This window comes from Bacillus cereus G9842 (assembly GCF_000021305.1).
GTDB lineage: Bacteria > Bacillota > Bacilli > Bacillales > Bacillaceae_G > Bacillus_A > Bacillus_A thuringiensis_S.
Genome location: NC_011772.1, coordinates 4,703,925 through 4,728,287 on the forward strand (window position 1 = coordinate 4,703,925; position 24,363 = coordinate 4,728,287).

The following is a 24,363-nucleotide window of genomic DNA, read 5'->3' on the forward strand; positions in this document are numbered from 1 at the left end:
CTTGAAAAACTTAATTTTGATATTCTACTTTATGATATAATAACTATGTTTTGGAAATCCTTAATACTATTAAAGATTTCACATAAAAATACGAAAGAATTAATAAAAAAGGAGTTGCTCATTTTTGCTTACTAAGTTTAAGAGTTTGCCTAAAGCGGTATATGCAATTTTGGCGCTTTCTTTCCTGTTGCACGTTTTTTGTTTAGTAAAACAGCCAGGATTAGATGGAGAGTTAGTCAAAGTAACATATGGTGCAAATGATGCCTTTAACTATTCGTTAACAGCTGAACAACTATTAAAACATGGTGTATTTGGTTATGTGTATTTAGAACCTAGTGAAGTTCCAGGGAAAAATGCATATATCACACCAGGTCAGCCATTACTATTAGCTGGCGCTATGATTATTTCTGATATTACATCAATTCCTTACTATTACGTAGCAACTGTTATTAACATGATCATGAACCTTTGCACAGTGCTATTGGTATTCTTAATAGGAAAAGAATTGTTCGAAAAAAACATTTATGGAATTGTTGCAAGTATTTTATATGCTATTTATCCAAGTAACTATACATACTTCCGTACATTGCTAACAGAAGTTCCATCCATATTCTTATTGGCATTATGTGTATATGTATTTGTTCTCGCATGGAAATACAATAAAACGAAATTCCATATATGGTTTGGAATTGTCGTTTCAATTTTACTTATGTTCCGTCCAAATCCAGCTCCAATGATGCTCATTCCTGTTCTTGTTGTGTTATTTACATATGGATTTAAAGACTCCATTCGAATCGGATTGTTATGGTTTATCGGACCGTTCTTGATTATTGGCGCATGGGTTGTTCGTAACTATTTAGCGCTCAACCAATTTATTTTATTCTCAACCCAAGGTGCAGATCCACTGATTGCCGGTGCAGATCCATTCAATAAAATTGGCTATGAAAATATAGTAAATGAAATGAGAGCTAAAGGCTTAGATGACAAAGGTGCATACGCAAAGGAATTAATCAAGAATGGATTTAAGACGGACTTCACTTATTGGTTCTCTTGGTTCACTGTCGGTAAAACAATTGAGTTATTCAAAACAGCTCCTGCTGTAGACCAATACCGTATTCATAATTTTATGCAACTATGTCATAGAGTGTTTATCATTGGTACATTCTTGAGCAGCTTCTGCCTCATGCTAAATTCATTTAAACATAAACGCGTTATGATGCTAGTAGCAAGTTCTATTATTTACATTATCTTCTCAAACTTATTCTTAGCAATTAACCGCTACGGATTTTTCATTAATCCTCTTATGTGCTTAATTCTTGCATACGGATTAATTCACATTGCGCAGAAGCTTCCATTCTTCCGCACTAACCAAGCATAATAAGAAAGAGGTCGGCCATCTGTGGCCGACCTCTTTCTTATTACCCAACACTTTGCACACGGCCCATTTGTCCATTCTGTAATCGCACTTTAATTCCATATGTATGTGTTTCTGTATTTATCAAAATATCTTTCACAACACCACTCACTGTTTTACTATAATCATTATCTAATTGGATAACTACATGTGAACCAACTGAAATTTGTGATCGTGTTGGTTTCCCGCCCGTTGTTTGTTTTGTATTTTCTTGCTTTTGTGTTCTCTCTTGTTGTACAGGTTGTTGCTGAGCTTTCTGTTGCTCTTGTTTTCGTCGCTCTTCTTGCTTACGCTTTTCTTCCTCTGCTTTTTGCTGTTCTTCTTGCTTACGTTTTTCTTCCTCTGCCACTTTTTTATCTTCTTCTATTTTTTGCTCATCTGTTGTTGCTTTTACTTTTTCTTCCTCACCTTTTACAAGCACTTAAAGCAATTACATATAAGCCCATAAGTACAGAAAATAATACTTTTTTTTACATGAAAAAATCATCCTATATATATTACAAATTAATAACTTTCATAGCATAACAAAAGTATATATATTCTTTTGTCAAAATTCGTCTTATATATTCATTTTATTATATTAAAATAAAACTTATACTTAGAAAGACAAGATTTATGATATGAATACATGAAAAAATTCATATTCCAAAATCATTTTTACAAGTGCTACTTTACGTATAAATACAAGTTTTTAACAACTATTACTATAACGAAAAGAACCTGCCACAAGACAGGTTCTTTTCGTTATTTTATGATAAAAGAGAAAATGATTAGCATGTGTATTATATAAAAGGAAGCAGCCATATTTTCCATACGATACATACGAGTACTATAACTACAAAATCAAAAAAATCTAATCTCGGACCTTTTTTCATATTCATATGTAGCCACATATGAAACCATTTTATTTTCATATATTTATGAATGTTTTTCTTGGCAAATCGGTAAATAAGCATTTGCATGATAAAAAATCCGGCCACAAAAATAAATAATAAGATGAGAAATCCAATCACAAAATTCCTCCTATTTTTGTAGCGTTTTTTCTACTATCCGATTTTTCAAAACCCACTCTTCAAACTGGGCACTTCCAAATTCCCAGCTAAGATCGCGAGCATGTACAGAAAAAACGTAATGACCAGCATATTCGTCCATAAACCTCCCTAACTCTACATCGTCTTTCTGAATACCGTATACTCCAAAATTAAAATACACATCCCATACGTCTTCATTCTTCCTCTTATAAGCAATCGATTCCATGTCGCATTCTGTCCCAAAATAATCAAGATGTAAATGTACGCTATCATCGTATTCGTACTCCATTTTATCACCCCTTATATTTGTACTTCTTTACCATCCAAAAAATTCCTGCTATCTACACTCACATATAGGCACTTACCTACATATCATGCTTGTAGAGTGACTTCTAGGAGGTGTTATATAGTGAAAAAATTAATCGCGATTTTTTGCATCATGTTACTAGCTGTTTTTACTTTTGCTGCTTGTAGTAATAAAAAAGAAGGTACGAAAGAACAAACTCAAAACATTCGTGTCGGCGAAGTTACCCATTCTCTCTTCTACGCCCCGTTATATGTCGGGATTGAAAAAGGATTTTTTAAAGATGAAGGACTAGATATTGACCTACAAACAACAGCCGGTGGCGATAAAACGATGACCGCCCTATTATCTGGCGGAATTGATATTGCTCTCGTCGGTTCTGAAACTTCTATTTACGTTCATCAACAAGGAGCGAAAGACCCTATCATTAACTTTGCACAGCTTACACAAACAGATGGGACATTTTTAGTTTCACGTAAAAAACTAGACTCTTTTAATTGGAATGACGTAAAAGGTGTTACATTTTTAGGACAGCGTAAAGGCGGCATGCCGCAAATGGTTGGGGAATACGTTTTAAAGAAAAATGGCATTGATCCTCATAAAGATACAAACTTAATTCAAAATATTGAGTTTGCTAATATTGCAAATGCCTTTGCATCTGGTACTGGAGAGTTTGTGCAGCTCTTTGAACCGACTGCAAGTATACTTGAGAAAGAAGGTAAAGGTTATATCGTCGCTTCATTCGGAAATGAATCTGGTACTGTTCCTTATACAACGTTCATGGCAAAAGAAAGTTTCTTAAAGAAAGATAAAGCTGCTGCTGAAAAGTTCACACGTGCGCTCTATAAAGCACAGCAATGGGTTGATACACATAGCCCAGAAGAGATTGCTGATGCTGTTTCTCCGCTATTTAAAGACACTTCAAAAGACATAACAATACAAGTAATTGAACGGTATAAAAAACAGCATTCTTATGCGACAAATCCACTACTAGATGCGGAAGAATGGAAACAGCTCCAAACTATTATGAAAGACGCTGGCGAATTACAAAAAGAAGTTCCACATGAAGCGCTCGTCAATACAAAAATTGCCGAAAGCGTTATTAAGAAATAGAGGCGAAGTGTATGAGTTTTTTACAAATACGTAACGTTTCTCACTGCTTTTTTGCAAAAGAGAATGCCAAACTTATTCTCGAAGATATGAGCTTACAAGTGGAAGAAGGCGAATTTATTTCTATACTCGGTCCAAGTGGTTGTGGTAAAACAACACTCCTCTCAATCATTGCTGGGCTACTTGATCCAATTGACGGTATCGTCTTTTTAGATGGTGAACCGATTACAACGAAAACTTCATCTATGGGATATATGTTGCAACAAGATTACTTATTCCCTTGGAAAACGATTGAAGAAAATATTATGCTTGGACTTCATATTCGAAAGATTTATGATGAACAGATGAAAGAACATACTTTAAATCTTTTAAAACAAGTCGGTCTACATGGGGTAGAAGGACAATATCCTCGTGAACTATCCGGCGGTATGCGTCAACGTGCCGCTCTCGTTCGAACATTAGCGACTGATCCAAAAATTTTATTACTAGATGAACCATTCTCCGCACTCGATTATCAAACGAAATTAAAACTAGAAGAACTCGTTTTCAACTTGCTAAATAAATATAAGAAAACATCACTACTTGTTACTCACGATATTGAAGAAGCGATCGCGATGAGTGATCGTATTTATTTACTGCAAGCGAATCCTGGAAAAATCGCAAAAACCTTTATCGTCCCGGAAAGTATCCGTTCTTTATCACCGTTAGAAGCACGCCATCACTACGATTTCCCAGCCCTCTTTCAAGATATATGGAAGGAGCTGGAACGACTTGGATAATATAAAACAACTACATGAACAGTTTCGAAAGAAAGAACGTAGGCGTGCTTGGATTGCTCGCTCTCTACAACTTTTACTACTTATTCTTTTCTTTGCACTATGGGAAATATCTAGCAAAAGAGAATGGATTGATCCTTTACTCTTTAGCTCTCCTTCAAGTATTTGGGATCTCTTCTTAACGAAATGGATCGACGGTTCACTTTGGGTCCACATATGGACGACATTGCTGGAAACGGGAGTAGGCTTCATTCTCGGAACAGTACTTGGTGCTATTATTGCAACGTTTCTTTGGTGGATGCCACTTCTAGCCCGCGTACTTGATCCTTATCTCGTCGTCCTAAATGCAATGCCAAAAGTTGCACTCGGTCCAATCATCATCGTTATTTTCGGTCCAAACATTTCATCTTCTATCGCAATGGGAGTAATCATTTCCATCATCATTACCATTCTCGTTATTTACAGTGCGTTTCAAGAAATCGATTCTAACTATATAAAAGTGATGGACACATTTGGCGCAAATAAATGGCAATGTTATAAGCAAGTCGTTCTCCCTGCATCCTTTCCAGCAATTATCTCAACGTTAAAAGTAAACGTTGGTTTATCCTGGGTCGGTGTTATTTTCGGAGAACTTCTCGTTTCCAAACAAGGACTTGGCTACTTAATTAGCTACGGATTCCAAGTCTTTAACTTCACACTCGTCTTACTTAGCGTACTACTCACATGTGTTCTTGCAACTCTTATGTATGTATTTGTCGAGGCATTTGAAAAAATTCTAATTGGAAAAAGAAAAAGAAGCTGACTCAAAACAGTGCGCTATAGTCAGCTTCTTTCTTTTACCTTTTATCACACATTTTCGTTTCATTTGTAATGTTTCCATCCGCAACCGTAACTGTATGAAAACAGTCTTTCACACGTACTGTAACGACATTATCTTTTCGATCTATCACATGATAATCATTAAACTTTTCATTCAAAGCACTACGAATTTGCTCCCCTTCAAAAATCGGAAAACCGTGAGACATTACCCAAATGAGACCAGCAACAGCAAGAATCGTTTTCATACGTTTCATTACCTCCTCGAGAGTAAACTTATAGTCCCTACAACACGCGCATTATAATTGTGTCTAAATTGTGACATTTTTATACTAATTCTATTTTATACCGCCAGTTCCTTCTTCTTTTCGATAAAAATACAGAATTTTCAATTTTATCAACATGAAAAAACGTAAAGAATTAAAAATTCTTCACGCTTTACTTTAACGAAACTATATCGAACGCATAACTCACATTAGTCTCCACTTTGTTGTTCTATCGTTTTCGAAACATCATATAATCCTGACAGCACTTCCGCTCTCATTTTTACAAGCTCAGGGAACTGATGGAAGAAAGCAATTTTCTTATATTTTAACTCTGTTCCTTCTTTCACTTTTTTTGAATCTTGTAAAATGAACGCTGTAAATGTATCTGCGATATCTTCCGTTACATTTGTTGTTCCATACAGCGATACAAACTCATCATGCTTTTCTTTATAAAATTTAATTTGTGCCTCTTCACTTTCTTCTACTTGCTTTTCTGTCCACTCTTGTTCAATTGGTTTCCAAAATTCATTATAAAATTGGTTAATATACGAAGTTTTTCTCGCACATCCATTTTTCAAGAACACCGTTTTACATTTATTTCGATATGATGAAATGTCTTTCTCTTCATCAAACGCCTCTAAATATTTCCTATCCACTGGTACTTGTTTATGCCCAATCGTTAATACGTGAGCCGTTTCATGAATTAATGTTTTCATCACTTCATCTATATTCACCCCAGAATCGAGCACATCTAAACTAAGCAACCAATCTCTCGGGTCATCCATACTTGGCATGACATGAGCAACAACGCCATCATAACCATCCGTTATTAGATCAAACCCTGTTATATTCTCACGATATTTCACTGGAATGAGAGTGCGATACATGTCCCATAAAGTTTCATGATACTCTCTATCTTGCCGCTGGCTTAACAAATCATCTTTTGCTACTTCGTCATCTGCAAAAGCTTTATTCAATCTCTTACGATCCAATTTCTCAAAATAAGGATCTACAATTTCATCATCATCGATATAATAAGAAGCTAAAAAGAAATAATTGTCATCCTCTTCTTTTTTCTGTTCCGCCTCTTTCATATTCATACTTTCATACTCTTCTATGTCATAATCCTCTACTTTTTCAAGTTCTGAAAGTCCCTCTATCTTTTTATATACTTTTTGTAATGTTTTATCTCCTATTTGCGTGCACTCTTCTTCTGTTTTACAAATTTCTTTTTCTTTCGTAACCTCAATAGCACTATCGCATCCTGCAACTAAACTGCTTGCTATCATACAACACATTAACTTGCCATACAGTTTCTTCATACAATCCCCCATTATTCCATTCTACAAAATATCATAATCATTTTTTTGTGATTATGCGATAATTAATTATAAAAACTGCAAGGAGGTTTCCCATGATTCGTGCAATCTTATTCGACTTAGATGGCACACTATTAGATCGGCGCCAATCTTTAGAACAATTTATTTGTGACCAATATAATCGCTTCGCCTCACATTTGATGGGCATAGAAAAATCCGAGTATTGTTCTCGATTTCTTGAACTTGATAATAATGGCTATACGTGGAAGGGTAAAGTGTATGCTACTCTCCTTTCCGAATACAACATTACTACTTTAACGCAAGAGCAACTGCTACACGACTATATTACAAACTTCCAACATCATTGTATTTCTTTCAAAAACACGCATGAACTACTTCAACAGTTAAAACAGCGAAACATTAAAATTGGTATTATCACAAATGGTTTTACTGAATTTCAGATGAGCAACCTTCGAGCACTACATATACATACGTATACAAACACCATTCTCGTTTCAGAAACTGAAGGAATTAAAAAACCTCACCCTGAAATTTTCGAACGTGCTTTGCAAAGACTAGATGTTAAGGCAGAAGAATGTCTTTATGTTGGAGATCATCCAGAAAACGATGTGCTTGGTTCTGAACAAGTAGGGATTCTTGGTGTTTGGAAAAAAGATTCATTTTGGGGTGATTTTAAGCATTCACGTATCGTAGATGATTTATTAGAGGTTCTTTCATTTTTAGAGGTAGAGATAAAAATACAATAATAGCAAATAAATTATATCAGCGATTTACCAACAAAAAGTGACCATAATAAGAGGAGGCCGTTGCTCAAAAACGCCTCCTCTTTCTTTATTCATATACTGTAAACTGTGGTTTACTCGGATGATCTTTTACTAGCGCATCATCTGGAAACTTTGAAACTTTTTGATATAAGGCAATGTCACCGATACAACCTGCTGTTAGTAGAATTCCTAAAAATGAGAGTGGCTCCAGATTCATAGCTAATCCCAATACAATTGGCAAAATTCCAGTTGGTAAAAACGGAAGCATTAACACTTTCTTCATTTGCTTTACTGTAACCGCCTGTTTAGAATGAGCATATGCAACACCTAATTTCCAATTAACGCCCCATTTTAGTTCACTCCACGGAATACCTCCGATATAGCGAAATCCTATTAAATGTATCGCTTCATGAATACAGACGAGAACAATCATTGCAATAATAAACAGAAACATCGTTAATAATGTAACTTCAACTTGGACCCCACCTGAAAGAAATATATGCAAATAACCTATTCCAAACGACAAAGCAATTATTATAAAAAATAAAGAAAAGTTTAATTTAACCATCGAAACAGTAACAGTCGTTTCTTTTCTTTTATCCATCTTCCCCCTCCTAAAATGTAAGTATATCTTCGCAAAATTGTATAATATACCCAAAAATAACATAAAGATATATTTACATTTATTATTACATACAAAAAAAGAAACCGGCTACTTTACTTCGTAAAACAGCCGATTTCTTCTATATGTTTCATCGTACGCGCTAATACGTCATCGCGCATTATAAAGCTAAATTTTCTGTTCGTTTTAATGTTGTCAGGAATGTCTTTTAATAAAACAGACCCTTTCGTTTCTTCGTAATGCGTATGTTCTTCTACCGCACTAATTGTTGCAAAATAAATGTTTTTAATGATTATTTTGTCTTTTCCAGATACTTTATATTGTCCTAAGTAAGTTAAATCAGAAACTATGCCGCCAGTTTCTTCATGAACCTCTCGAACTGCCGCTTCTTCCGGTGTTTCCCCTAGTTCTACTTTACCACCTGGAAATTCAAGACCACGACGTAAATGATGTGTTAATAACCATTGATCCCCGTACCGGCATACAACCCAAACATGCTTTGGCTCAGGAGAAAATGGATAACGTTCAAACGATAATTGTACAGTGTTGTGGTAATAATCTTTAAATTTGTACATGCCATTACTCCCCTATTGATGGTTACAAGTTTTTCCTACCACAAATTGTAGCATATTCTCGCTTTTCTGCATAATATTATCCAATTACAATCCATTGATTATTCCCATTTGCGCGACTAATTCTTTCGTCTCATGATTTCCTAAATCGTAAATCATTTTATATGCTTTTTGTAGTTGTTCATCATATCGGTCATTATTTGAATCGTGATGATACTCAACAAATGGAACGTGGGAGCGTACAAATGAACCTAAATCTTCTACATATGCTTGATCGAAGTGCTCTCTTAATTCCGTAATTTCCTCATCATTTGCATAAATTTCAAAATTATACGTATCCGCCGTCTTCACTTGTGAAATTTGACCATTTCCTATTGATATATAATATGTTTTTTTCGTTTCCATGTAACACCCTTCTTTCATCCTTTTATTTTCTATTGTTTTCATCAATTACAAAATTATGTAAAATAAAGAAAAGGAGGGGTTTTATGTTCAAAATATTAATTATCGGTATTATCATCGTCCTAATCATCCTCGTACTCTCCATCATGACAATTAATAAAGGCTATGCTTATAAACATTACGTCGATAAACTAGAAGATAATCCTTATACAAAAAAGAATAAGGAGAATTCCTAATATGCTTCGTATACTCCGCATCACAATCGCACTCACTGTGTTCGTTATGTCGGCAATTGGATTATATACAGGTCAAAATAATTTTCTACCTCTTTCACAATTTCTATTAGGGGCTTTAATGTTTCTCATCGCATTTGAACAAATAAAGAAAAAGGAGGCAGCAACTGGGCTTATTTGTATTATTTCCGGTGCTTTCATTTGGATTGTTCTCATCATTAGCTATATAAAATAAAAGGAGGTACATGCATGCTAAAAGGAGTACGGATTACTTTATCACTTATTGCTTTATGTATAGCAATCTATAGTTTCTTTACTAGTAATAGAGAAATTATGCCTTATATGTTCATCTTTTTAGGGATGATGGCTTTCGTTATTAGTATAGAGGAAATCTTAAAGCAGCAAAAAGGTGGTAGTATACTTGCTCTGTTAGCAGGAGCTGGTGCTTTATTTCTTGGCTTCTCAGAAATATTTCGATAAATAGTCCCTTTAAAGGAGGTATACAATGCTAACTGGATTACGCTATTTTTTCATGCTTCTCACACTCTCTCTTTGCACTTATTCTCTTGCTACCGACAACTTCACACTTCTCCCATACATGCAATTTGCTCTCAGTTGTTTCTTTATTCTTCTAGGAATTAATGAACTGAAATCCGGAAGAAAATCAATGGGTATCTCGCATTTTTTCGTTTCTAGTCTTATGCTCTTCATTGTAATATCGAACTACTTTCACTAAAGATAACATGTAATTTCCAATCACCTACTGACCATTACCTCTCACTAATTTGGATTTTTTAAACAGTTAATAAATTGGAGGATACTATGCTAACAAACCTTCGAATCTTACTATCTGCTATTGCTTTTATTCTTGCTTTTTTTAGTCTTTTTACACGAATTTCTATTCTTTTCTCTTATGTATTTATCCTTTTAAGCATCACATTTATTCTTTCGGGAGTTGCTGAAATACAACAAAAGCAAAAATCGAAAGCTATCTTTTGTTTTATAGTTGGGATAATCACTTTCTTCGTTGGGATTTCTGACATACTTCCATAAAAAAGAAGAGCTTGTGTGCTCTTCTTTAACTCACTACTTTCAATCCAATAATCGTCCCCATAATCCCAACAATACAAATAATTCGAAAAGCGTTTTTAGGTTCTTGAAAAAATAAAATACCGACAACTGCTGCCCCGAGCGTTCCGATTCCAGTCCAAACTGCATATGCGATCGATAACTGAATTTCTTGAAGCGCCATCGTTAAAAATTGAAAACTAATAATAAAACCACCTATTAAAATAATATTATTCGTCCAACTATTATTTTTTGCTACTTTCTTTATCCCAATTACACCGACAATTTCAAAGAGCCCAGCTATAATTAAATAGATCCATGCCACTTTATTTCACCTCTTCCTTATTCCCACTAAATTTCAATCCGATAATAAATAGTGCCAATAAGCAAACGAGGAAAATTTTGATGAGCGAAAATGGTTCTTTGAAATATAAAATATCTACCAATATCGTTCCAACTGTACCAATTCCAGTAAATACTGCATATGCCGTACCAATTGGAATTTTTTTAGTTGCTTCAATTAGTAGTTGAAAGCTCACTAAAATTGCAATGAGTGTCAAAATACTCATTGAATTTGTTTTTAACCCTGTCGCCCAATATATTTCAATTAAGCCCCCAAATACTAAATACATCCACGCCCTATTTATGCTAATCTCCTTTTTCTTTTTCACTTCTTCTTTTATCTCTTCTCTTGTTTCTTGTTTCGAAGAATTACGCTTCTTTTTCGGAAAAAGAATGTAAGACATCGCCCATATAAAATGAATAATAAGCACTGATGTCCAGACACTTGTAATCGTATTAATCGTTTCATTTTTATAAAATCCAATTTGTTTATTTAAAATCCACTCTTTCATATGAAGGAAATAGGAACCGCTTGGCAACTCTTGAGCTGGTACAAGCCCTACTATAAAAATAAATAGAATCTGTGCAAAAATGAAAATCCCCAGATGCTTATAAAAATATTGCCTCTCCATCCGCGCATGCTTAATTCCATATAGCTTCTCTTTTCCCGCGCCAGTCATTTACCCTCCTCCTTTTTTAAATAACAATCTATCATCTTTTCTATATAATTCATCGTTTCTAAATCAAGTCCGTATACTCTTGCAATCTCTCCCTCTTCAGGTTTAATTAAATCCCAATACTTATTTATTAATTGTTCATCTTCATGAAATACGTGCATTGAAAAAGCCACTACCCTTTCCGCTAACATTTGAATTTCCGGTGAATCTACTGGTTCATTTATACGCTGACGAATTTCTCTTAATACTTGTAACCATTCTTTTGTTCTTTCATCGTTTTCTTCAAGTGTTGGTAAATCCTCTATAACCTTCTGTTCTTCCTCCGTAAAATATTTTTGTCGGAAATTTTCTCTCTGCTCAATTCCCTGTACTGATTTTATGAATAACATTAAATCTTCTGTTTTAAGCTCTCCTGTTAATTCAATGGAATGAAATGCTGTATATAATAGTTTTTCTAAGTCCTTTAATCTTTTTACTTCCGCTTGTATTGTTTGAATTTCATTTTGAATTGCACTTTTCCATCTTTCTTCTGAATTCCCCTTTTCCTCTTTTAACACTTTTTTTATTTCCGAAAGCTTAAAACCAAGCTTTTTAAACGTTGTTATTTGTTGCAATGTAATTACATCATCTTTTGAATAGTAACGATATCCTGACTCAGCAACGTACGACGGTTTTAATAATCCAATTTCCTCATAATATCTAAGTGTTCTCGTCGTTACATTCGTTTCTTTTGAAATTTCACCAATGCTATACTTATCCATCGTTTCCTCCTCACGCCTTATTTATCTTCACTATAAACTTTGACGTATACGTTAAAGTCAATACTCCATTCACACAAAAAACTCCTGTTTTACAAATAAAAAACTGCCCTTTAACAGGCAGTTTTTCTTTATCCAAACACTTTCTCAAGTTCATCTTTATCTTGGCTTAGCCAGAAGTTCATTAAGCGTTGTGCTCCTTCTAAGTCATGAAGCTTCGCTTGACCACATTGCGTTTCATTTGCAGCCGGAATTTCTGTAATTTGAACCGCATCTTTTAATGTTAGTTCTAATAAATCAATGATTTCTCGAACTGTCGGTGTTCCGCTCACTACAAGATAATATCCTGTTTGGCAGCCCATCGGTGAAATATCGATAATATCAAAATGCGGATAACGATCAATATATTTACGTAAATTAAATGCTAATAAATGCTCTAACGTATGAATAACATCTGGTTTCATTGCTTGTTTATTCGGTTGGCAGAAACGAATATCAAATTTATTTACAATACCGTCACTACCTACATTGTGAACTCCGCAATGTCTTACATAAGGTGCCTTTACAATCGTATGATCTAATTCAAAGCTTTCTACTGATGGCATACAACATCTCTCCCGCTTTTAATTTAATTCCGTTATATCCAATATGATATAACGGAAATTCACATTAGTAAAGTATTATGTACAGTCGTGCTATAATACTTTAAGAGTATGCTGAAAAGGAGACCATTATGAAACAGATTTTTATTGGGATTATACGCTTTTATCAAAAGTTCATTTCTCCGATGACACCACCAACATGCCGCTTTTATCCAACTTGTTCTCATTACGGATTAGAGGCGTTTCAAAAACATGGTGCACTCAAAGGTTTTTGGCTTACTTGTAAGCGTATATTAAAATGTCACCCTTTCCACCCGGGAGGATTTGATCCTGTCCCAGATAAAAAGGATGACAAAGTAAATTCTTAATTGTCGTAACCATTCACAACTAAATCTAATTTTCCTGTATCAGGATCTATAACAAGACCGTGAACAGGTACTTCTTCTGGAAGTAATGGATGGTTGCGAAGTATTGATACACTATGTTCTACACTTTCTTCTACACTAGAGAACCCTTGTAAGAATCTTTCTAAATCGATTCCAGAATAACGGAGTGTATCTAATTTCTCATTTGTTATACCGCGCTCTTTCATCTTCTCAATTGTACTGCTTGCCTGAATTTTTGCCATACCGCAATCGTGGTGACCAACTACACAAACTTCATCAGCACCAAGTTCATATACAGCAACTAAAATACTACGCATAATACTTCCGAATGGATGTGAGATAACAGCTCCTGCTACTTTAATAATTTTCACATCACCGTTACGCATATTCATTGCTTTTGGTAATAATTCAACAAGACGAGTATCCATACAAGAGATAATTACCATTTTTTTATTCGGGAATTTTCCCGTTTCATACTCTTCGTATCTTTTCTCTTCAACAAATTTTTCATTGTATTGTAAAATCTCTTCTAATGACTTCATAGTAAAAAACCCTCTTTTCTCTCATTTACATTACTTATATAGTGTACCAAAATATGAAAAACTCAAAAAGGATATCGCTTTATAGTAAAAATAGGATATTTTCAGATAATCGACATAATTCTTTCAAAATATACACACACCTTTGTAACAAGTCCCCTCTATTTCAAACGTATTTTCACTATAAACTGATTGTAGATAATGTAAAAAAGGAGTGAATATTCATTATGTCCGACGTTCTGTTACTGAGTCGTTTTCAATTTGCAATTACTATTTTTTATCACTTTTTATTTGTACCTTTGACAATCGGACTTGTCATTTTAGTAGCATGTATGGAAACTCAATACGCCCGCACATTGAATCCAACATACCGTAAAATGGCAAATTTCTGGGGTAAATTATTTACAATTAACTTCGTAATGGGGATTATAACCGGGATTACGATGGAATTCCAATTTGGAACAAACTGGTCTGAGTACTCCAAATATATGGGAGATATTTTCGGATCACCTCTCGCAATTGAAGCACTTGTTGCCTTCTTCTTAGAATCTACTTTCATGGGAATATGGTTATTCGGTAAAGACAAAATTTCACCAAAGTTCCGTGCCTTCTGTATGTGGATGGTTGCACTTGGAACAAATATTTCCGCACTTTGGATTATTACAGCAAACGGCTTTATGCAAAACCCTGTTGGCTACGTAGTACGTAACGGCCGCGCTGAATTAAATGACTTCTGGGCACTCGTTACAAATCCATATGCTTGGAATATGTTCTTCCATACTGTCATTGGTTGTTATATCGTAGGTGCTTTCTTCGTTATGGCAATTAGTGCCTATCACTTATTACGTAAAAACGAAGTGGAATTCTTCAAAAAATCATTTAAGTTTGGTTTAATGCTAGGTTTATTCGCCGCAACAATTACACCGTTTATGGGACATCAATCTGGTGTATCAGCAGCTAAATATCAACCAGCAAAAGGAGCTGCGATGGAAGCAGTTTGGGAAACTGGAAAAGGACAAGGCTTCTCAATTGTTCAAATTCCTGATGTAAAAAATGAGAAGAACTTTGAATTCCTTACGATTCCAAAACTCGGAAGCTTCTTCTATACAAACTCATTTGATGGCGAAATTGTTGGTTTAAAAGATATTCCGAAAGATGAACGTCCAAATGTTAACCTCGTGTATTATAGCTTCCGCTTAATGGTTGCACTTGGTATGTTCTTTATGGCATTAACTTGGTACGGCTTCTATTTAAACCGAAAAGGAAAACTAGAAAACTCAAAACGTTATTTAAAAATTACAATATGGTCTGTCTTACTTCCTTATATCGCGATTAACGCAGGATGGATTGTCGCTGAAGTAGGTCGTCAACCATGGACAGTATATAAACTAATGCGTACAGCAGAATCTGTATCGCCTATATCAGTTCCACAAATTTGGTTCTCATTAATTAGTTTAATTTTGTTCTACACTTTACTTTTAATTGCAGACGTATACTTAATGCTGAAGTTCGCGAAAAAAGGACCTGCAGCATTAGAAGAACCTGCTACTGAGGGAGGTGTGGCTCATGTCTCATGATATGCTTGCAATCATCTGGTTTGGTTTATGGGGCGTGATTTGGACAGTTTACTTCATTCTTGATGGGTATGCACTTGGTAACGGAATGATTTTCCCTTTCGTTACGAAAGATCGACAAGAACGAAATCAATTACAAGAAGCAATTGGTCCATTCTGGGGCGGTAATGAAGTATGGTTAATTACAGCTGGTGGCGCAACATTTGCTGCCTTCCCAGTCACATATGCAAATATGTTTAGTTATCTCTATACACCGTTATTCTTAGTATTACTTGCACTATTTGCTCGTGCCGCTGGGCTGGAATTCATGCATAAAGATGATTCACCGATTTGGCAAAAAACTTGTAAATGGGCATTTGCAATTGGGAGTTTTTTAATTGCTTTCCTATTCGGTGTTACGTTCGCTAATCTTTATTACGGACTACAAATCGGAAAAAATGGTTATGAAGGAAATTTACTTAGCTTATTAAACCATTACGGTATTTTAGGAGGATTGTTCTTCACTGCTATATTTGTCGTATCCGGTGCCCTTTGGGTCATGATTAAAACGACTGGTGAAGTATCCGACCGTGCTTATAAAATCGCGAGACCGTTTTCAATGGCAGCAGCTATTATTTTAGCTATCTTCTATGTAGCAACTGCTAATCGGACAAACTTGTTCCAAAACTTTACGGAATATCCGGTACTATTCATTCTTCCAGTACTTGCAATGTTAATGAGTGTACTCGCACTTATTATGGTGTACAAACATAAAATTGGCCTTGCATTCACATTCGTTTGCCTAACAATCGCAATGTTTATGACAACTGGCTTTGCAGGTATGTTCCCAAGAATGTTACCATCTCGTATTAACGATGCATACAGTACAACGTTATACAACGCAGCTGGTAGTCAATTAAACTTAAAGATTATGTTCTTCGTTGCAATGGTCATGGTACCAATCGTTATTGGATATCAGCTTTGGAGCTACAGTATCTTTAAAAATAAAATTCATAAAGACTCTGCTAAAGGGTATCACTAAAATAAAAAAAGACACTTCGGTTGAAGTGTCTTTTTTATACGTATGATTTTTAATAAGATGTTATATTTCTAATCTAACAACTATAATACAGAAGAATCATTAACAGCTCACAGCTAGATTGTATCATAGGGCAACTTCATCATTTTATGCAATTTTACATATTGTGCTATAAAGTAAACTGTATCCCCTGATCATTCACATCATTATCCCATACATCAGCTGTACTAATTCCGCTAAACGTTTGTACTTTCATTCCTGTATTTGATGATCCCGATCCATTGTAAGCTTTCGTCTTTTCAATCGGCTGTACGTTATATTTATCACCTACATTAATTGTTCCATTGCAGTTTTCAATAATAACACCTTCCACAACTGCTGGCATTTTGTCACCCACTTTCATTTCTTTACTTTTATTTTATGAAAATCGCCTAGAAAAATAGCATGTTTTAATAAGAAAAAGCACTCAAATTGAGTGCTTTTTCCTTAAGCATAAAGACAAGTTTGGAGACAGTTGACTTCTTCAAAATTTTATTAGGGGTAATATTTTGAAAAAGAAAGCCTTTCATATGTAGGTTAACACCACTGGAATATATAGTAAATTGATAATATTTATACGGAAGATTGCTAATGTTTAGTATAGATAGTTTACACTATGCTAACAGTGAAAACTATCTATACTAATAAAAAAAAAGTGCCTTCAAAGAAGCCACCTTTCAAAAACAGACACTATAAAACAGAATTATTTATTGTTATACGATTGTTAGATACAAAAAGTAGAGGGAAATGTTTGTATTAAATTCTGCTTTATAAAGTCTGTCTACAACTTATATTGTAATCCTCTTCATTTGAAAAAAAATATAATATGCACAATTACATACAAAAAGAAAAAGCACTCTACTGAGTGCCTCTTCAACCATTTTACTTTTAATATATCGCTTTGAATATATTGTAACATATGTATCCATATATTTTATTAAGAAAATTCAAAATCCTTTTTCTTTCATTTTTACTTATATAATCATGTAATATAAAAGGTATGTCAAATTCTTATACAAGTTGAGGTGTACTATATTTATGCTGTATTTTGGAATTATTCCTCTTATATTGTTTATTATTTTTCTTATCTCGTATTTAAAAGATCCGCGGAAAATAATAAACGGCTTTTTATTTAATGCCTTTATCTGTTCATTTCTATTATTTTGCGCTATAGCCTCATTTGAGTCTGGTAATAACGATTTACATTTTATCGTTATCATCCCCATGTTAGCACTACTTGTAATGATTCCTTTTGCTATAGTCGCTTTAATGTTCGGACTCTTTCTTAATGCAAAAATTTTAATGCAACGTGAAGGAAGACGCTTCACAAACTCTTTAACTTTAATTGCTGCTTTAGGGATTTTATTCTTTATAATGCTCCCTATCATAAATCCAGCAAATTTATTCTCAGAGCATTTTCAATTTATCTTTGCTGCTATCTCTCTTATAACTATGTATTTCTTTGTGCATTTATCTAACTTCTTAAGCGCATATTTTTTATATCAATTCAACAGACCAAGACGTAATCAAGATTTCATCATCGTTCTCGGTAGCGGCTTAATTAATGATAAAGTACCACCTTTACTTGCAAGTCGTATTAATAAAGCTATCGACTTTTATTGGAAACAAGCAGCTGTGAATACACCACCAACAATTATTTTCTCTGGTGGTCAAGGTCCAGATGAAGGCCTTCCAGAAGCGGAAGCGATGCAAAATTATGCTGTTGAAAAAGGAATTCCTCTTGAACATACAGTGCAAGAAAATCGCTCTGTAAACACATATCAAAATATGTTGTTCTCTAAAGAAATTATGGATTCTTTAAAAACAGAAGGTAAGTATAGAAGTATTTTTACAACGAATAATTTCCATCTTTTCCGCGCTGGTATATATGCAAGACAAGCTGGCCTTAATAGCCAAGGAATCGGATCAAAAACTGCATTTTATTACTGGCCTAACGCAATGATTCGTGAATATGTCGCAATTGTTGTTATGGGACGTAAGCGCCATATGAAAATATGTGGAACTATTTTAGGCTTCGCTTTATTCCTAACAGTAATTAGTTTTATTGTTTCTTAATAGCTATCAAATAAAAATTCCTCTGAATGCTTTATGCACAGGGGACTTTTTTATACCTTTTTGTTCATCAAATTTAAATAAATAACGTAACAGCATACAACACATTAATTATTCCAGAAATCACTCCAACAATAGCAAATGTTTTACTCGTACCCGTCACTTTTTTGTTTAAACCCAATATAGAAAATACGATAGCTACACTACCAATAAGCCCCCATAAGTTTATAAACCAAGATATTAATCCAGTGATGAAACCGACTAAAGAAAAAATTTCTATACTACTATTAGAACTGCTATTCGGAAAACTTCCCCCTACCGTTTTATAGCTAAGACTCTCCCCGCACTGCCCGCAAAACTTGTTGCCCTCGTTCGTTTCATTTCCACATTTCGTACAGTATCCCACATAACCCCCTCCCTAAGGTTAGTGCCCCAAATATATATATCCATACTATTCATTCTACTTTTTCATATTAAAATTATGACCACTCTCTAATCTTCTACAGTTGTATTTAAAATAATAATATGGTCATAATATTCCCTGCATACATCCATTAAAGGAGAATTTTTTCAAATTAAATGTTAAAATAAAATTTAGGTGTGAATTATGTAACAAACAAGAAACTAGTTTGAAACGAGGAAATTATATGGAGAAAATTATCAAAAACAAGCCCAATAAGCTAAAAATTGCTTCGAAAGCTTTGATGATTATTATTGGGGCATTTATCACAGCGTACGGATTAGAAGCAGTATTAATTCCAAATAACGTATCAGACGGTGGTGTGACTGGTTTAAGTATCGTTAGTTCAAGATTATTTGGATTGCCATTAGGAGCTCTAATCGCAGTTATTAACATTCCTTTCGTTTGGTTAGGATATAAGCAAATCGGTAAAAGCTTTGCAATTTATTCTATTATTGGAATCGCTTCATTAGCAATAGGTACCGTTGTCATGCACGGAATACCAGCTATTATCGAAGGCGATACATTATTAGTTACAGTTGTTGGTGGTATTATTATCGGTTTTGGTATGGGACTAGCATTACGTAACGGTGGGGCATTAGATGGAATCGATATGCTAGCTGTATTGCTTTCTCGTAAGTTACCATTTGGAACGAGTGACCTTATTTTATTCTTAAACATGTTCGTATTTATTTTCGTATCAACGGTATTCGGCCTTCAAGGAGCTATCCTTTCGGCAATTGCTTACTTTATCGCTTCGAAAGTGATTCATATCGTTGAAGTTGGTTTAAGTGGTTCAAAAGCATTTAAAATTATCACAAAAGAGCCTGAATTAATGGTAGAAACAATTCGCGATCGTTTAGGCCGAAGTGCAACATATAACGAAGTATACGGTGGTTATTCAAGAGAGAAATTCAAAGAAATTTCTTGTGTAATTAACCGTTTAGAAGAAAGTAAAATGAAAGAACTTATTAATGAAATCGATCCACACGCCTTTATTACAGTTTATGACGTAGCAGAAGTAAAAGGCGGTAATTTCAAGAAACGTGATATTCATTAATCATTATGAAAAAGAGGGTGGGCCAACAATTTGGCACACCCTCTTCTTATTATTAAATTGCTATAGTTGTCAGTTTTTTTCAGTACGTAGATATATTTTTACTCGCCCCACCGACTCCCACGTTTAATCCACGCTACATACTTTTGAAAAGCCGTCACTTCATGTTGAAAACGCAGCGGGATATACAAAAATAAAGTGCATGTACACAGTATCCATAGAATACCTACTACAAAATGAAATTTCATTGTCGTGCTAATAAACAAGCTGAGGAATAATACAAGGAACATAATTACACTAAATCTTTTATACGTAGTCATACTATCCCCTCCTTATACTTCAATTGTACCAGTTATAAGGAATTAATTCCCATAACAAAAAAAGACCAAAAAGTAATTTACACTTTTCGGTCTCTACACTATCTTCTCTTCGTAATCTTTCCTGAACCACCGACCCTCGTTTTCGGGGGAGATGTATTCCTTGGCGGAGTTTTAATAGATGATTTCGGCTTCACATCTGATCCGCTTGAACCGCCTGGTGTTTTTGTAATTTTACCCTTGCTTCCAGTAGAGGGTGGGGGCGTCGTATTACTTCCTTTTTCAGTAATACTTCCCTTATCACCTACTGATGGTTTCGAATCTACATTATCGCCTCGCTTAATAATAGACCCTTTCCCTTCCTTCGTAATTGGAGGTGGGGTTTTCTTTTCTTCTTTCGTAGGTGGTCTCTCTGGAATGACTGGTTTATGATTTTGTCTGTCGTTATATCCTCGATAATCACCGTATGATGATTTTCGTGAACCAAATATATCGTTTAATATGCTACCCATAATATATCCTTGCAAGAAGGACGGTTGATAATTTTGACGGACAAATTCTTTATTACTTATTTCAATTAACGTATCCGATGGTTTCTCTTTATCCTTTTGCAAGTTATAAATCTTGTCAGAATAAACGAGGAACATTTGATTTTCGTCTTCTTTAGATGCTTGCTTCGGTTCTCTTTCGTTAATGAGTTCCTTCGCTACTTCAGGAACTGACCGATTGGCGGCCCTATACACGTAAGATTCTTGTTTACCTTCCTTGGCGACAGACTCAAGTGGATAACGGTCTTGAATCGACTTTGTCTGCCCGCCTTGACAACCTGATAAGGCATAACCAGCAACAACAAGTAATATAACGATAGCAAGTATAGGGATCACAAACGATTTAATCATGGTAAACAATCGGTTTGACATGATTACGCCCCCTTACGTTGCTCTTATAATTTGTACATCAGCAGGAATGATTGCTTCTCCCTCATACATCATTGTGCGACCATTTTGCCATTCAATACGCAATAATTTTCGATTATCTGATTGGAATTCCCATACGTACTGTTCCTCTGAAGCTGAGAATGGTGTTTTCCCCATCACAACAACACGTCCGTTATATTGTTCTTCCATATGGTACTCAGTATCATCCATTTCAATTGTCGTCGGAATTTCATCAATTGAATCTAAGCGACCATCAATTGGAGTATATAATTTGTAATACGTATTTTCACGATCTTCAATTTTTAAATAACGAATATCTTTTCCATCTTGCAGTGTTAAAACAATTTCTTTACGAGAATGCATACTCGTTTTCCCAGTCAATTCGTACATAACTAATGAAACTTCAATCATATCGCCAGGAGCTAACGTTAAAAGACTCTTTTCCGGCTTCGGTGGCTCTGGGCTTTTCATTATATTTTTAATTCGTTTAAATAAACTCATGATCTACCCCTCCTTTTCTCTTTATAAACAAGCACCTAAAATTAGTGCACCAACAATATGTAATGATCCAGCTAACATCGCATGTGCAACGCTACCTTCTTTCGTACCTTCTTCTAAATCTAAGCCAGACATTTTCTTTAACACAAATTCGATAAACATTTCTACAACTAATAAAATAACGAAAGAAACTGCTGAAGCAAGAAGCGCCTGCCATAAGTCATTTGCTTTCGTGATTGATTGAGATAAAATGTACCCTTGTGCAAATAATTTCATAATAAAACGAGTTGTTACAGCTGTATTTCCATTTTTGATTTCTTTTAAATCATTGTATTTTGTAAAAATTGAATCAACCCACATAATTGCAAATAAAAGTACTGCACTCGCTCCAGTCCATACAAGCATGGCAACTACATTCATCCATGTCATTGCAAAACCTCCTCAAAAATATAATAGAAAACCGACATGAATTTGTTTAGACATGTCGGTTCATTTGTCTTTATTCTATATTATTTCTCATACTGCTTCATAATACGAGCCAATTCATCGTCAACAGCAGAATTTTTGTTTAAGCTTGCGAATTCATCATCTAATGACTTTTCTTTCTTATAAACTTCACCGCTTGCTTCCGCTTCAGCCTCTAATTGAAGAGCTTTCTCTTCCATACGGCTTAAACCAGCTTTTGCTGAATTTGAATCAAATCCAGACATTGCCTGATTAATATTTTTCTGTGCTTTCGCTGCATTTACACGTGCTACAAGTGTTTCACGTTTATTTTTCAGCTCTGTTAATTGCTTGCGCATTTCTTCTAGCTTAAGGCGCAGGTTATCAGCAGCAGCTTTATTTTGCTCGTAGCTTGCTTTATATTCATTCATTTTTTGCTCTGCATTTTGTTTTTCTTCTAATGCACGGCGCGCAAGATCTAAGTTATTAGCTTGAACAGCCATATGAGCTTGCTCTTCACGTTTTTTCACAAGTGCTTCTTGCTCTTCAAATAATATTTTGAATTTCTTCTCAAGTGCAATTTGAGCTGCTACACTTTTCTCAGCTTCTTGTACATCGGCTTGCATATCGCGTAAATATTGATCAGTCATCTTAACTGGATCTTCCGCTTTTTCAATTAATGAATACACATTTGACATTGTTAAATCTCTTAATCGTTTAAATACAGACATCTAAATTCCTCCTATGATAAACCTCATATTTCAAATTCACTACTTGGAAAACTGAAAAATCTCCCTTTACAGTAAAGAATATTCATTTTACAGCCTATTTGTTTATTATAACAAAACTAATATGTCCTTACATGTTATTTCCAAAATACATCCATTATAATATGACATTCTATATACAATATTGTATTTATAATATATTCTCATTATCCCTCTTTGAAATTAACTTACTTTTGTGCGATTTCACTAAATTACATAAGTGTAATGTTACTGTAAGCTAACTCGATAGTTGCATTCTGATATTTCTTATACACTAATACCAGAAGCAACAAACAAGCTTCTTCACATGTAAGCAATAATACAAAAATTGTATTTACTATAAAACATATAAAAGGAGAAATCATCATGAAAAAATTAGTAGGAATCGGATTAGCAGCAGCAATTTCATTTGGTGCATTATCAGGTTGTTCTTTATTAGGAGAGAAAGCGAACGGTTTTGTACTGTACGGCTCAGAAGAACAAGTTCAGCAAATTACAGATAAAAACAAAAAAGAAGTGAAAGAAAAAGACTTCTATAAAATGAAAATGACAACATTAGATGGTAAAAAAGTTCTTGTAATGGATAAGAAAACTGGTGAAGAACTAGTGAAAAAAGAGTTACTTAGCAAAGTTGATGAAAAAGACAACACGAAACCACTTGATAAATTACCAGCTGTAACAACAGAACAAGGTTTATTATTTGCAAAAGAAAAAGTAGAAAATGCTACACTTGATGGGGCAAAATTAAAATATGAAGGCAACACAATTATCGGAAGTGGCCGTGCATATACAGATATGTATGCGATTGTCGATGACGCAACTTACAACAGTGTAAAAGGTGATGAAAAATCTGTAGGTGTATTAAAATTTGATAAAGACCCAAGTAAAGAGTTCCCTGGTTACAAAGGCGTCGAAGCTTCTCAACTTGTAAAAATTAAAAAGTAAAACAAAAAAGCTTTGCAATTCGCAAAGCTTTTTTCTATTTATTATGAGCAATTTGTTCCATATCCGGATTACAAGTTTTCGACTGACATGACTTATTTAAAGAACATGCTGCGCATTTTCCTTTTTTACTTCTCTTTACAAAATTAACTAACGTGTATGCTGCATAACCAAAAATGATAGCTCCAATTATAATATTGACCATCATTATACA

At 34.5% G+C, this 24,363-nt stretch carries 35 protein-coding genes and 1 pseudogene; 15 read left to right on the plus strand and 21 right to left on the minus strand.

The window, feature by feature from the left end; genetic code table 11:
* Positions 1 to 124 precede the first annotated feature (124 nt).
* Positions 125 to 1,378, plus strand: a complete 1,254-nt coding sequence (locus BCG9842_RS23720) for a glycosyltransferase family 39 protein (protein WP_000956215.1) — start codon at positions 125 to 127, stop codon at positions 1,376 to 1,378.
* 40 nt (positions 1,379 to 1,418) lie between these two features.
* Here BCG9842_RS23720 and BCG9842_RS23725 read toward each other — a convergent pair.
* The 3 genes and pseudogenes from BCG9842_RS23725 to BCG9842_RS23735 all read right to left on the minus strand — a co-directional run bounded on the left by BCG9842_RS23725 (position 1,419) and on the right by BCG9842_RS23735 (position 2,734).
* Positions 1,419 to 1,860: pseudogene (locus BCG9842_RS23725) on the minus strand (DUF2196 domain-containing protein).
* Positions 1,861 to 2,196: 336 nt separating this feature from the next.
* Complete coding sequence (locus tag BCG9842_RS23730) at positions 2,197 to 2,427, minus strand: hypothetical protein (protein ID WP_000578979.1); 231 nt, start codon at positions 2,425 to 2,427, stop codon at positions 2,197 to 2,199.
* 10 nt (positions 2,428 to 2,437) lie between these two features.
* The gene (locus BCG9842_RS23735) at positions 2,438 to 2,734 is read right to left on the minus strand and encodes a DUF3986 family protein (protein WP_000455579.1); all 297 of its coding nucleotides are present in this window, start codon (positions 2,732 to 2,734) and stop codon (positions 2,438 to 2,440) included.
* A 120-nt stretch (positions 2,735 to 2,854) separates the two neighbouring features.
* On the opposite strand from BCG9842_RS23735, the gene BCG9842_RS23740 reads away from it, so the two are divergent.
* From BCG9842_RS23740 to BCG9842_RS23750, 3 genes are read left to right on the plus strand one after another with little or no spacing between them, the layout of a single operon-like run.
* Entirely contained in the window at positions 2,855 to 3,862 is a 1,008-nt protein-coding gene (locus tag BCG9842_RS23740; protein ID WP_000733138.1) for an ABC transporter substrate-binding protein, read from the plus strand.
* A gap of 11 nt (positions 3,863 to 3,873) precedes the next feature.
* Positions 3,874 to 4,638 carry an ABC transporter ATP-binding protein gene (locus BCG9842_RS23745; RefSeq protein ID WP_000009025.1) on the plus strand — a complete coding sequence of 255 codons (765 nt, stop codon included), beginning with the start codon at positions 3,874 to 3,876 and terminating at the stop codon, positions 4,636 to 4,638.
* Positions 4,631 to 5,437, plus strand: coding sequence for an ABC transporter permease (locus tag BCG9842_RS23750; protein ID WP_000368776.1), 807 nt, complete (start codon positions 4,631 to 4,633; stop codon positions 5,435 to 5,437). The genes BCG9842_RS23745 and BCG9842_RS23750 overlap by 8 nt, the downstream gene beginning before the upstream one ends.
* A 34-nt stretch (positions 5,438 to 5,471) precedes the next feature.
* On the opposite strand, the gene BCG9842_RS23755 is transcribed toward BCG9842_RS23750, so the two are convergent.
* Both BCG9842_RS23755 and BCG9842_RS23760 read right to left on the minus strand, forming a co-directional pair.
* Positions 5,472 to 5,699, minus strand: coding sequence for a hypothetical protein (locus BCG9842_RS23755; RefSeq protein WP_000849112.1), 228 nt, complete (start codon positions 5,697 to 5,699; stop codon positions 5,472 to 5,474).
* A gap of 227 nt (positions 5,700 to 5,926) precedes the next feature.
* Positions 5,927 to 7,039, minus strand: a complete 1,113-nt coding sequence (locus BCG9842_RS23760; protein ID WP_000737816.1) for a hypothetical protein — start codon at positions 7,037 to 7,039, stop codon at positions 5,927 to 5,929.
* A 92-nt stretch (positions 7,040 to 7,131) separates the two neighbouring features.
* On the opposite strand from BCG9842_RS23760, the gene BCG9842_RS23765 reads away from it, so the two are divergent.
* Positions 7,132 to 7,803: an HAD family hydrolase gene (locus BCG9842_RS23765; protein WP_000617247.1), complete on the plus strand. Its 672-nt coding sequence runs from the start codon at positions 7,132 to 7,134 to the stop codon at positions 7,801 to 7,803.
* Between the two features lie 85 nt (positions 7,804 to 7,888).
* Here the strand turns inward: BCG9842_RS23765 and BCG9842_RS23770 are convergent, their stop codons facing one another.
* From BCG9842_RS23770 to BCG9842_RS23780, 3 genes are all read right to left on the minus strand, one after another.
* A complete protein-coding gene (locus BCG9842_RS23770) occupies positions 7,889 to 8,425 on the minus strand; it encodes a DUF3267 domain-containing protein (RefSeq protein ID WP_000361285.1) in 537 nt (178 codons plus the stop codon).
* A 113-nt stretch (positions 8,426 to 8,538) separates the two neighbouring features.
* Positions 8,539 to 9,018, minus strand: coding sequence for an antimutator 8-oxo-(dGTP/GTP)ase (mutTA, locus tag BCG9842_RS23775; RefSeq protein WP_000276385.1), 480 nt, complete (start codon positions 9,016 to 9,018; stop codon positions 8,539 to 8,541).
* An 84-nt stretch (positions 9,019 to 9,102) separates the two neighbouring features.
* On the minus strand, positions 9,103 to 9,420 hold the full coding sequence (locus BCG9842_RS23780) for a hypothetical protein (RefSeq protein WP_000448411.1): 318 nt from the start codon (positions 9,418 to 9,420) through the stop codon (positions 9,103 to 9,105).
* An 83-nt stretch (positions 9,421 to 9,503) separates the two neighbouring features.
* On the opposite strand from BCG9842_RS23780, the gene ytzI reads away from it, so the two are divergent.
* The 4 genes from ytzI (at position 9,504) to BCG9842_RS23800 (ending at position 10,703) form a co-directional block, all read left to right on the plus strand.
* Entirely contained in the window at positions 9,504 to 9,653 is a 150-nt protein-coding gene (gene ytzI / locus BCG9842_RS23785; protein ID WP_000472793.1) for a YtzI protein, read from the plus strand.
* 1 nt (position 9,654) lies between these two features.
* Positions 9,655 to 9,885 carry a DUF3953 domain-containing protein gene (locus BCG9842_RS23790; RefSeq protein ID WP_000944462.1) on the plus strand — a complete coding sequence of 77 codons (231 nt, stop codon included), beginning with the start codon at positions 9,655 to 9,657 and terminating at the stop codon, positions 9,883 to 9,885.
* 14 nt (positions 9,886 to 9,899) lie between these two features.
* On the plus strand, positions 9,900 to 10,130 hold the full coding sequence (locus BCG9842_RS23795) for a DUF3953 domain-containing protein (protein WP_000912056.1): 231 nt from the start codon (positions 9,900 to 9,902) through the stop codon (positions 10,128 to 10,130).
* Positions 10,131 to 10,472: 342 nt separating this feature from the next.
* Positions 10,473 to 10,703: a DUF3953 domain-containing protein gene (locus BCG9842_RS23800; protein ID WP_000957185.1), complete on the plus strand. Its 231-nt coding sequence runs from the start codon at positions 10,473 to 10,475 to the stop codon at positions 10,701 to 10,703.
* A 25-nt stretch (positions 10,704 to 10,728) separates the two neighbouring features.
* Here BCG9842_RS23800 and BCG9842_RS23805 read toward each other — a convergent pair whose 3' ends face one another.
* From BCG9842_RS23805 to luxS, 4 genes are all read right to left on the minus strand, one after another.
* The gene (locus BCG9842_RS23805) at positions 10,729 to 11,043 is read right to left on the minus strand and encodes a DMT family transporter (RefSeq protein WP_000312334.1); all 315 of its coding nucleotides are present in this window, start codon (positions 11,041 to 11,043) and stop codon (positions 10,729 to 10,731) included.
* A gap of 1 nt (position 11,044) precedes the next feature.
* Positions 11,045 to 11,740, minus strand: a complete 696-nt coding sequence (locus BCG9842_RS30525; protein WP_000145220.1) for a DMT family transporter — start codon at positions 11,738 to 11,740, stop codon at positions 11,045 to 11,047.
* Positions 11,737 to 12,498, minus strand: coding sequence for a MerR family transcriptional regulator (locus tag BCG9842_RS23815; protein ID WP_000362242.1), 762 nt, complete (start codon positions 12,496 to 12,498; stop codon positions 11,737 to 11,739). Before BCG9842_RS23815 ends, BCG9842_RS30525 begins: the two co-directional genes overlap by 4 nt.
* A 128-nt stretch (positions 12,499 to 12,626) precedes the next feature.
* Positions 12,627 to 13,100, minus strand: a complete 474-nt coding sequence (gene luxS / locus BCG9842_RS23820; RefSeq protein ID WP_001141371.1) for an S-ribosylhomocysteine lyase LuxS — start codon at positions 13,098 to 13,100, stop codon at positions 12,627 to 12,629.
* Positions 13,101 to 13,228: 128 nt separating this feature from the next.
* On the opposite strand from luxS, the gene yidD reads away from it, so the two are divergent.
* Positions 13,229 to 13,465, plus strand: coding sequence for a membrane protein insertion efficiency factor YidD (yidD, locus tag BCG9842_RS23825; protein ID WP_000809334.1), 237 nt, complete (start codon positions 13,229 to 13,231; stop codon positions 13,463 to 13,465).
* Here the strand turns inward: yidD and BCG9842_RS23830 are convergent.
* Entirely contained in the window at positions 13,462 to 14,025 is a 564-nt protein-coding gene (locus tag BCG9842_RS23830; protein WP_000838173.1) for a beta-class carbonic anhydrase, read from the minus strand. The two genes, yidD and BCG9842_RS23830, sit on opposite strands and share 4 nt — an antisense overlap.
* 224 nt (positions 14,026 to 14,249) lie before the next feature.
* Between BCG9842_RS23830 and cydA the strand changes: the two genes are divergently transcribed.
* Together cydA and cydB are read left to right on the plus strand one after the other, a co-directional pair.
* Positions 14,250 to 15,599 carry a cytochrome ubiquinol oxidase subunit I gene (cydA, locus tag BCG9842_RS23835; RefSeq protein WP_001286166.1) on the plus strand — a complete coding sequence of 450 codons (1,350 nt, stop codon included), beginning with the start codon at positions 14,250 to 14,252 and terminating at the stop codon, positions 15,597 to 15,599.
* Positions 15,589 to 16,617 (plus strand): cytochrome d ubiquinol oxidase subunit II, encoded by a 1,029-nt coding sequence (gene cydB / locus BCG9842_RS23840; protein WP_000017662.1) that lies wholly within the window; start codon positions 15,589 to 15,591, stop codon positions 16,615 to 16,617. Before cydA ends, cydB begins: the two co-directional genes overlap by 11 nt.
* A gap of 166 nt (positions 16,618 to 16,783) precedes the next feature.
* Here cydB and BCG9842_RS23845 read toward each other — a convergent pair whose 3' ends face one another.
* Entirely contained in the window at positions 16,784 to 17,017 is a 234-nt protein-coding gene (locus BCG9842_RS23845; protein WP_002005871.1) for a spore germination protein, read from the minus strand.
* Positions 17,018 to 17,694: 677 nt separating this feature from the next.
* Between BCG9842_RS23845 and BCG9842_RS23850 the strand changes: the two genes are divergently transcribed.
* Positions 17,695 to 18,729 carry a YdcF family protein gene (locus BCG9842_RS23850; protein WP_057187512.1) on the plus strand — a complete coding sequence of 345 codons (1,035 nt, stop codon included), beginning with the start codon at positions 17,695 to 17,697 and terminating at the stop codon, positions 18,727 to 18,729.
* 73 nt (positions 18,730 to 18,802) lie between these two features.
* Here the strand turns inward: BCG9842_RS23850 and BCG9842_RS23855 are convergent, their stop codons facing one another.
* The gene (locus BCG9842_RS23855) at positions 18,803 to 19,132 is read right to left on the minus strand and encodes a zinc ribbon domain-containing protein (RefSeq protein WP_000540175.1); all 330 of its coding nucleotides are present in this window, start codon (positions 19,130 to 19,132) and stop codon (positions 18,803 to 18,805) included.
* Between the two features lie 241 nt (positions 19,133 to 19,373).
* Between BCG9842_RS23855 and BCG9842_RS23860 the strand changes: the two genes are divergently transcribed.
* Entirely contained in the window at positions 19,374 to 20,246 is an 873-nt protein-coding gene (locus BCG9842_RS23860) for a YitT family protein (protein WP_000411240.1), read from the plus strand.
* A gap of 98 nt (positions 20,247 to 20,344) precedes the next feature.
* On the opposite strand, the gene BCG9842_RS23865 is transcribed toward BCG9842_RS23860, so the two are convergent.
* The 5 genes from BCG9842_RS23865 to BCG9842_RS23885 form a co-directional block, all read right to left on the minus strand.
* The gene (locus tag BCG9842_RS23865) at positions 20,345 to 20,563 is read right to left on the minus strand and encodes a hypothetical protein (protein WP_000214757.1); all 219 of its coding nucleotides are present in this window, start codon (positions 20,561 to 20,563) and stop codon (positions 20,345 to 20,347) included.
* Positions 20,564 to 20,661: 98 nt separating this feature from the next.
* Positions 20,662 to 21,480 carry a DUF4247 domain-containing protein gene (locus BCG9842_RS23870; RefSeq protein ID WP_000071190.1) on the minus strand — a complete coding sequence of 273 codons (819 nt, stop codon included), beginning with the start codon at positions 21,478 to 21,480 and terminating at the stop codon, positions 20,662 to 20,664.
* 12 nt (positions 21,481 to 21,492) lie between these two features.
* A complete protein-coding gene (locus tag BCG9842_RS23875; RefSeq protein WP_000051750.1) occupies positions 21,493 to 21,999 on the minus strand; it encodes a DUF4178 domain-containing protein in 507 nt (168 codons plus the stop codon).
* 21 nt (positions 22,000 to 22,020) lie between these two features.
* Entirely contained in the window at positions 22,021 to 22,425 is a 405-nt protein-coding gene (locus BCG9842_RS23880) for a DUF350 domain-containing protein (protein ID WP_000220087.1), read from the minus strand.
* Between the two features lie 80 nt (positions 22,426 to 22,505).
* On the minus strand, positions 22,506 to 23,171 hold the full coding sequence (locus tag BCG9842_RS23885) for a PspA/IM30 family protein (protein WP_000110281.1): 666 nt from the start codon (positions 23,169 to 23,171) through the stop codon (positions 22,506 to 22,508).
* A 402-nt stretch (positions 23,172 to 23,573) separates the two neighbouring features.
* On the opposite strand from BCG9842_RS23885, the gene BCG9842_RS23890 reads away from it, so the two are divergent.
* Complete coding sequence (locus BCG9842_RS23890; protein ID WP_000737467.1) at positions 23,574 to 24,152, plus strand: lipoprotein BA_5634 family protein; 579 nt, start codon at positions 23,574 to 23,576, stop codon at positions 24,150 to 24,152.
* Between the two features lie 34 nt (positions 24,153 to 24,186).
* Here BCG9842_RS23890 and BCG9842_RS23895 read toward each other — a convergent pair whose 3' ends face one another.
* Positions 24,187 to 24,357 carry a FeoB-associated Cys-rich membrane protein gene (locus BCG9842_RS23895; RefSeq protein WP_000989591.1) on the minus strand — a complete coding sequence of 57 codons (171 nt, stop codon included), beginning with the start codon at positions 24,355 to 24,357 and terminating at the stop codon, positions 24,187 to 24,189.
* Between the last annotated feature and the right edge of the window lie 6 nt (positions 24,358 to 24,363).

Coding starts and splice junctions, on each gene's coding strand:
- BCG9842_RS23735 (WP_000455579.1), bottom strand. CDS start 2,734: ATGGAGTACGAATACGATGATAGCGTACATTTACATCTTGATTATTTT.
- BCG9842_RS23745 (WP_000009025.1), top strand. CDS start 3,874: ATGAGTTTTTTACAAATACGTAACGTTTCTCACTGCTTTTTTGCAAAA.
- BCG9842_RS23755 (WP_000849112.1), bottom strand. CDS start 5,699: ATGAAAACGATTCTTGCTGTTGCTGGTCTCATTTGGGTAATGTCTCAC.
- BCG9842_RS23760 (WP_000737816.1), bottom strand. CDS start 7,039: ATGAAGAAACTGTATGGCAAGTTAATGTGTTGTATGATAGCAAGCAGT.
- BCG9842_RS23765 (WP_000617247.1), top strand. CDS start 7,132: ATGATTCGTGCAATCTTATTCGACTTAGATGGCACACTATTAGATCGG.
- BCG9842_RS23770 (WP_000361285.1), bottom strand. CDS start 8,425: ATGGATAAAAGAAAAGAAACGACTGTTACTGTTTCGATGGTTAAATTA.
- mutTA (WP_000276385.1), bottom strand. CDS start 9,018: ATGTACAAATTTAAAGATTATTACCACAACACTGTACAATTATCGTTT.
- BCG9842_RS23780 (WP_000448411.1), bottom strand. CDS start 9,420: ATGGAAACGAAAAAAACATATTATATATCAATAGGAAATGGTCAAATT.
- ytzI (WP_000472793.1), top strand. CDS start 9,504: ATGTTCAAAATATTAATTATCGGTATTATCATCGTCCTAATCATCCTC.
- BCG9842_RS23790 (WP_000944462.1), top strand. CDS start 9,655: ATGCTTCGTATACTCCGCATCACAATCGCACTCACTGTGTTCGTTATG.
- BCG9842_RS23795 (WP_000912056.1), top strand. CDS start 9,900: ATGCTAAAAGGAGTACGGATTACTTTATCACTTATTGCTTTATGTATA.
- BCG9842_RS23800 (WP_000957185.1), top strand. CDS start 10,473: ATGCTAACAAACCTTCGAATCTTACTATCTGCTATTGCTTTTATTCTT.
- BCG9842_RS30525 (WP_000145220.1), bottom strand. CDS start 11,740: ATGACTGGCGCGGGAAAAGAGAAGCTATATGGAATTAAGCATGCGCGG.
- BCG9842_RS23815 (WP_000362242.1), bottom strand. CDS start 12,498: ATGGATAAGTATAGCATTGGTGAAATTTCAAAAGAAACGAATGTAACG.
- luxS (WP_001141371.1), bottom strand. CDS start 13,100: ATGCCATCAGTAGAAAGCTTTGAATTAGATCATACGATTGTAAAGGCA.
- yidD (WP_000809334.1), top strand. CDS start 13,229: ATGAAACAGATTTTTATTGGGATTATACGCTTTTATCAAAAGTTCATT.
- BCG9842_RS23830 (WP_000838173.1), bottom strand. CDS start 14,025: ATGAAGTCATTAGAAGAGATTTTACAATACAATGAAAAATTTGTTGAA.
- cydA (WP_001286166.1), top strand. CDS start 14,250: ATGTCCGACGTTCTGTTACTGAGTCGTTTTCAATTTGCAATTACTATT.
- cydB (WP_000017662.1), top strand. CDS start 15,589: ATGTCTCATGATATGCTTGCAATCATCTGGTTTGGTTTATGGGGCGTG.
- BCG9842_RS23845 (WP_002005871.1), bottom strand. CDS start 17,017: ATGAAAGTGGGTGACAAAATGCCAGCAGTTGTGGAAGGTGTTATTATT.
- BCG9842_RS23860 (WP_000411240.1), top strand. CDS start 19,374: ATGGAGAAAATTATCAAAAACAAGCCCAATAAGCTAAAAATTGCTTCG.
- BCG9842_RS23865 (WP_000214757.1), bottom strand. CDS start 20,563: ATGACTACGTATAAAAGATTTAGTGTAATTATGTTCCTTGTATTATTC.
- BCG9842_RS23870 (WP_000071190.1), bottom strand. CDS start 21,480: ATGTCAAACCGATTGTTTACCATGATTAAATCGTTTGTGATCCCTATA.
- BCG9842_RS23875 (WP_000051750.1), bottom strand. CDS start 21,999: ATGAGTTTATTTAAACGAATTAAAAATATAATGAAAAGCCCAGAGCCA.
- BCG9842_RS23880 (WP_000220087.1), bottom strand. CDS start 22,425: ATGACATGGATGAATGTAGTTGCCATGCTTGTATGGACTGGAGCGAGT.
- BCG9842_RS23885 (WP_000110281.1), bottom strand. CDS start 23,171: ATGTCTGTATTTAAACGATTAAGAGATTTAACAATGTCAAATGTGTAT.
- BCG9842_RS23890 (WP_000737467.1), top strand. CDS start 23,574: ATGAAAAAATTAGTAGGAATCGGATTAGCAGCAGCAATTTCATTTGGT.
- BCG9842_RS23895 (WP_000989591.1), bottom strand. CDS start 24,357: ATGATGGTCAATATTATAATTGGAGCTATCATTTTTGGTTATGCAGCA.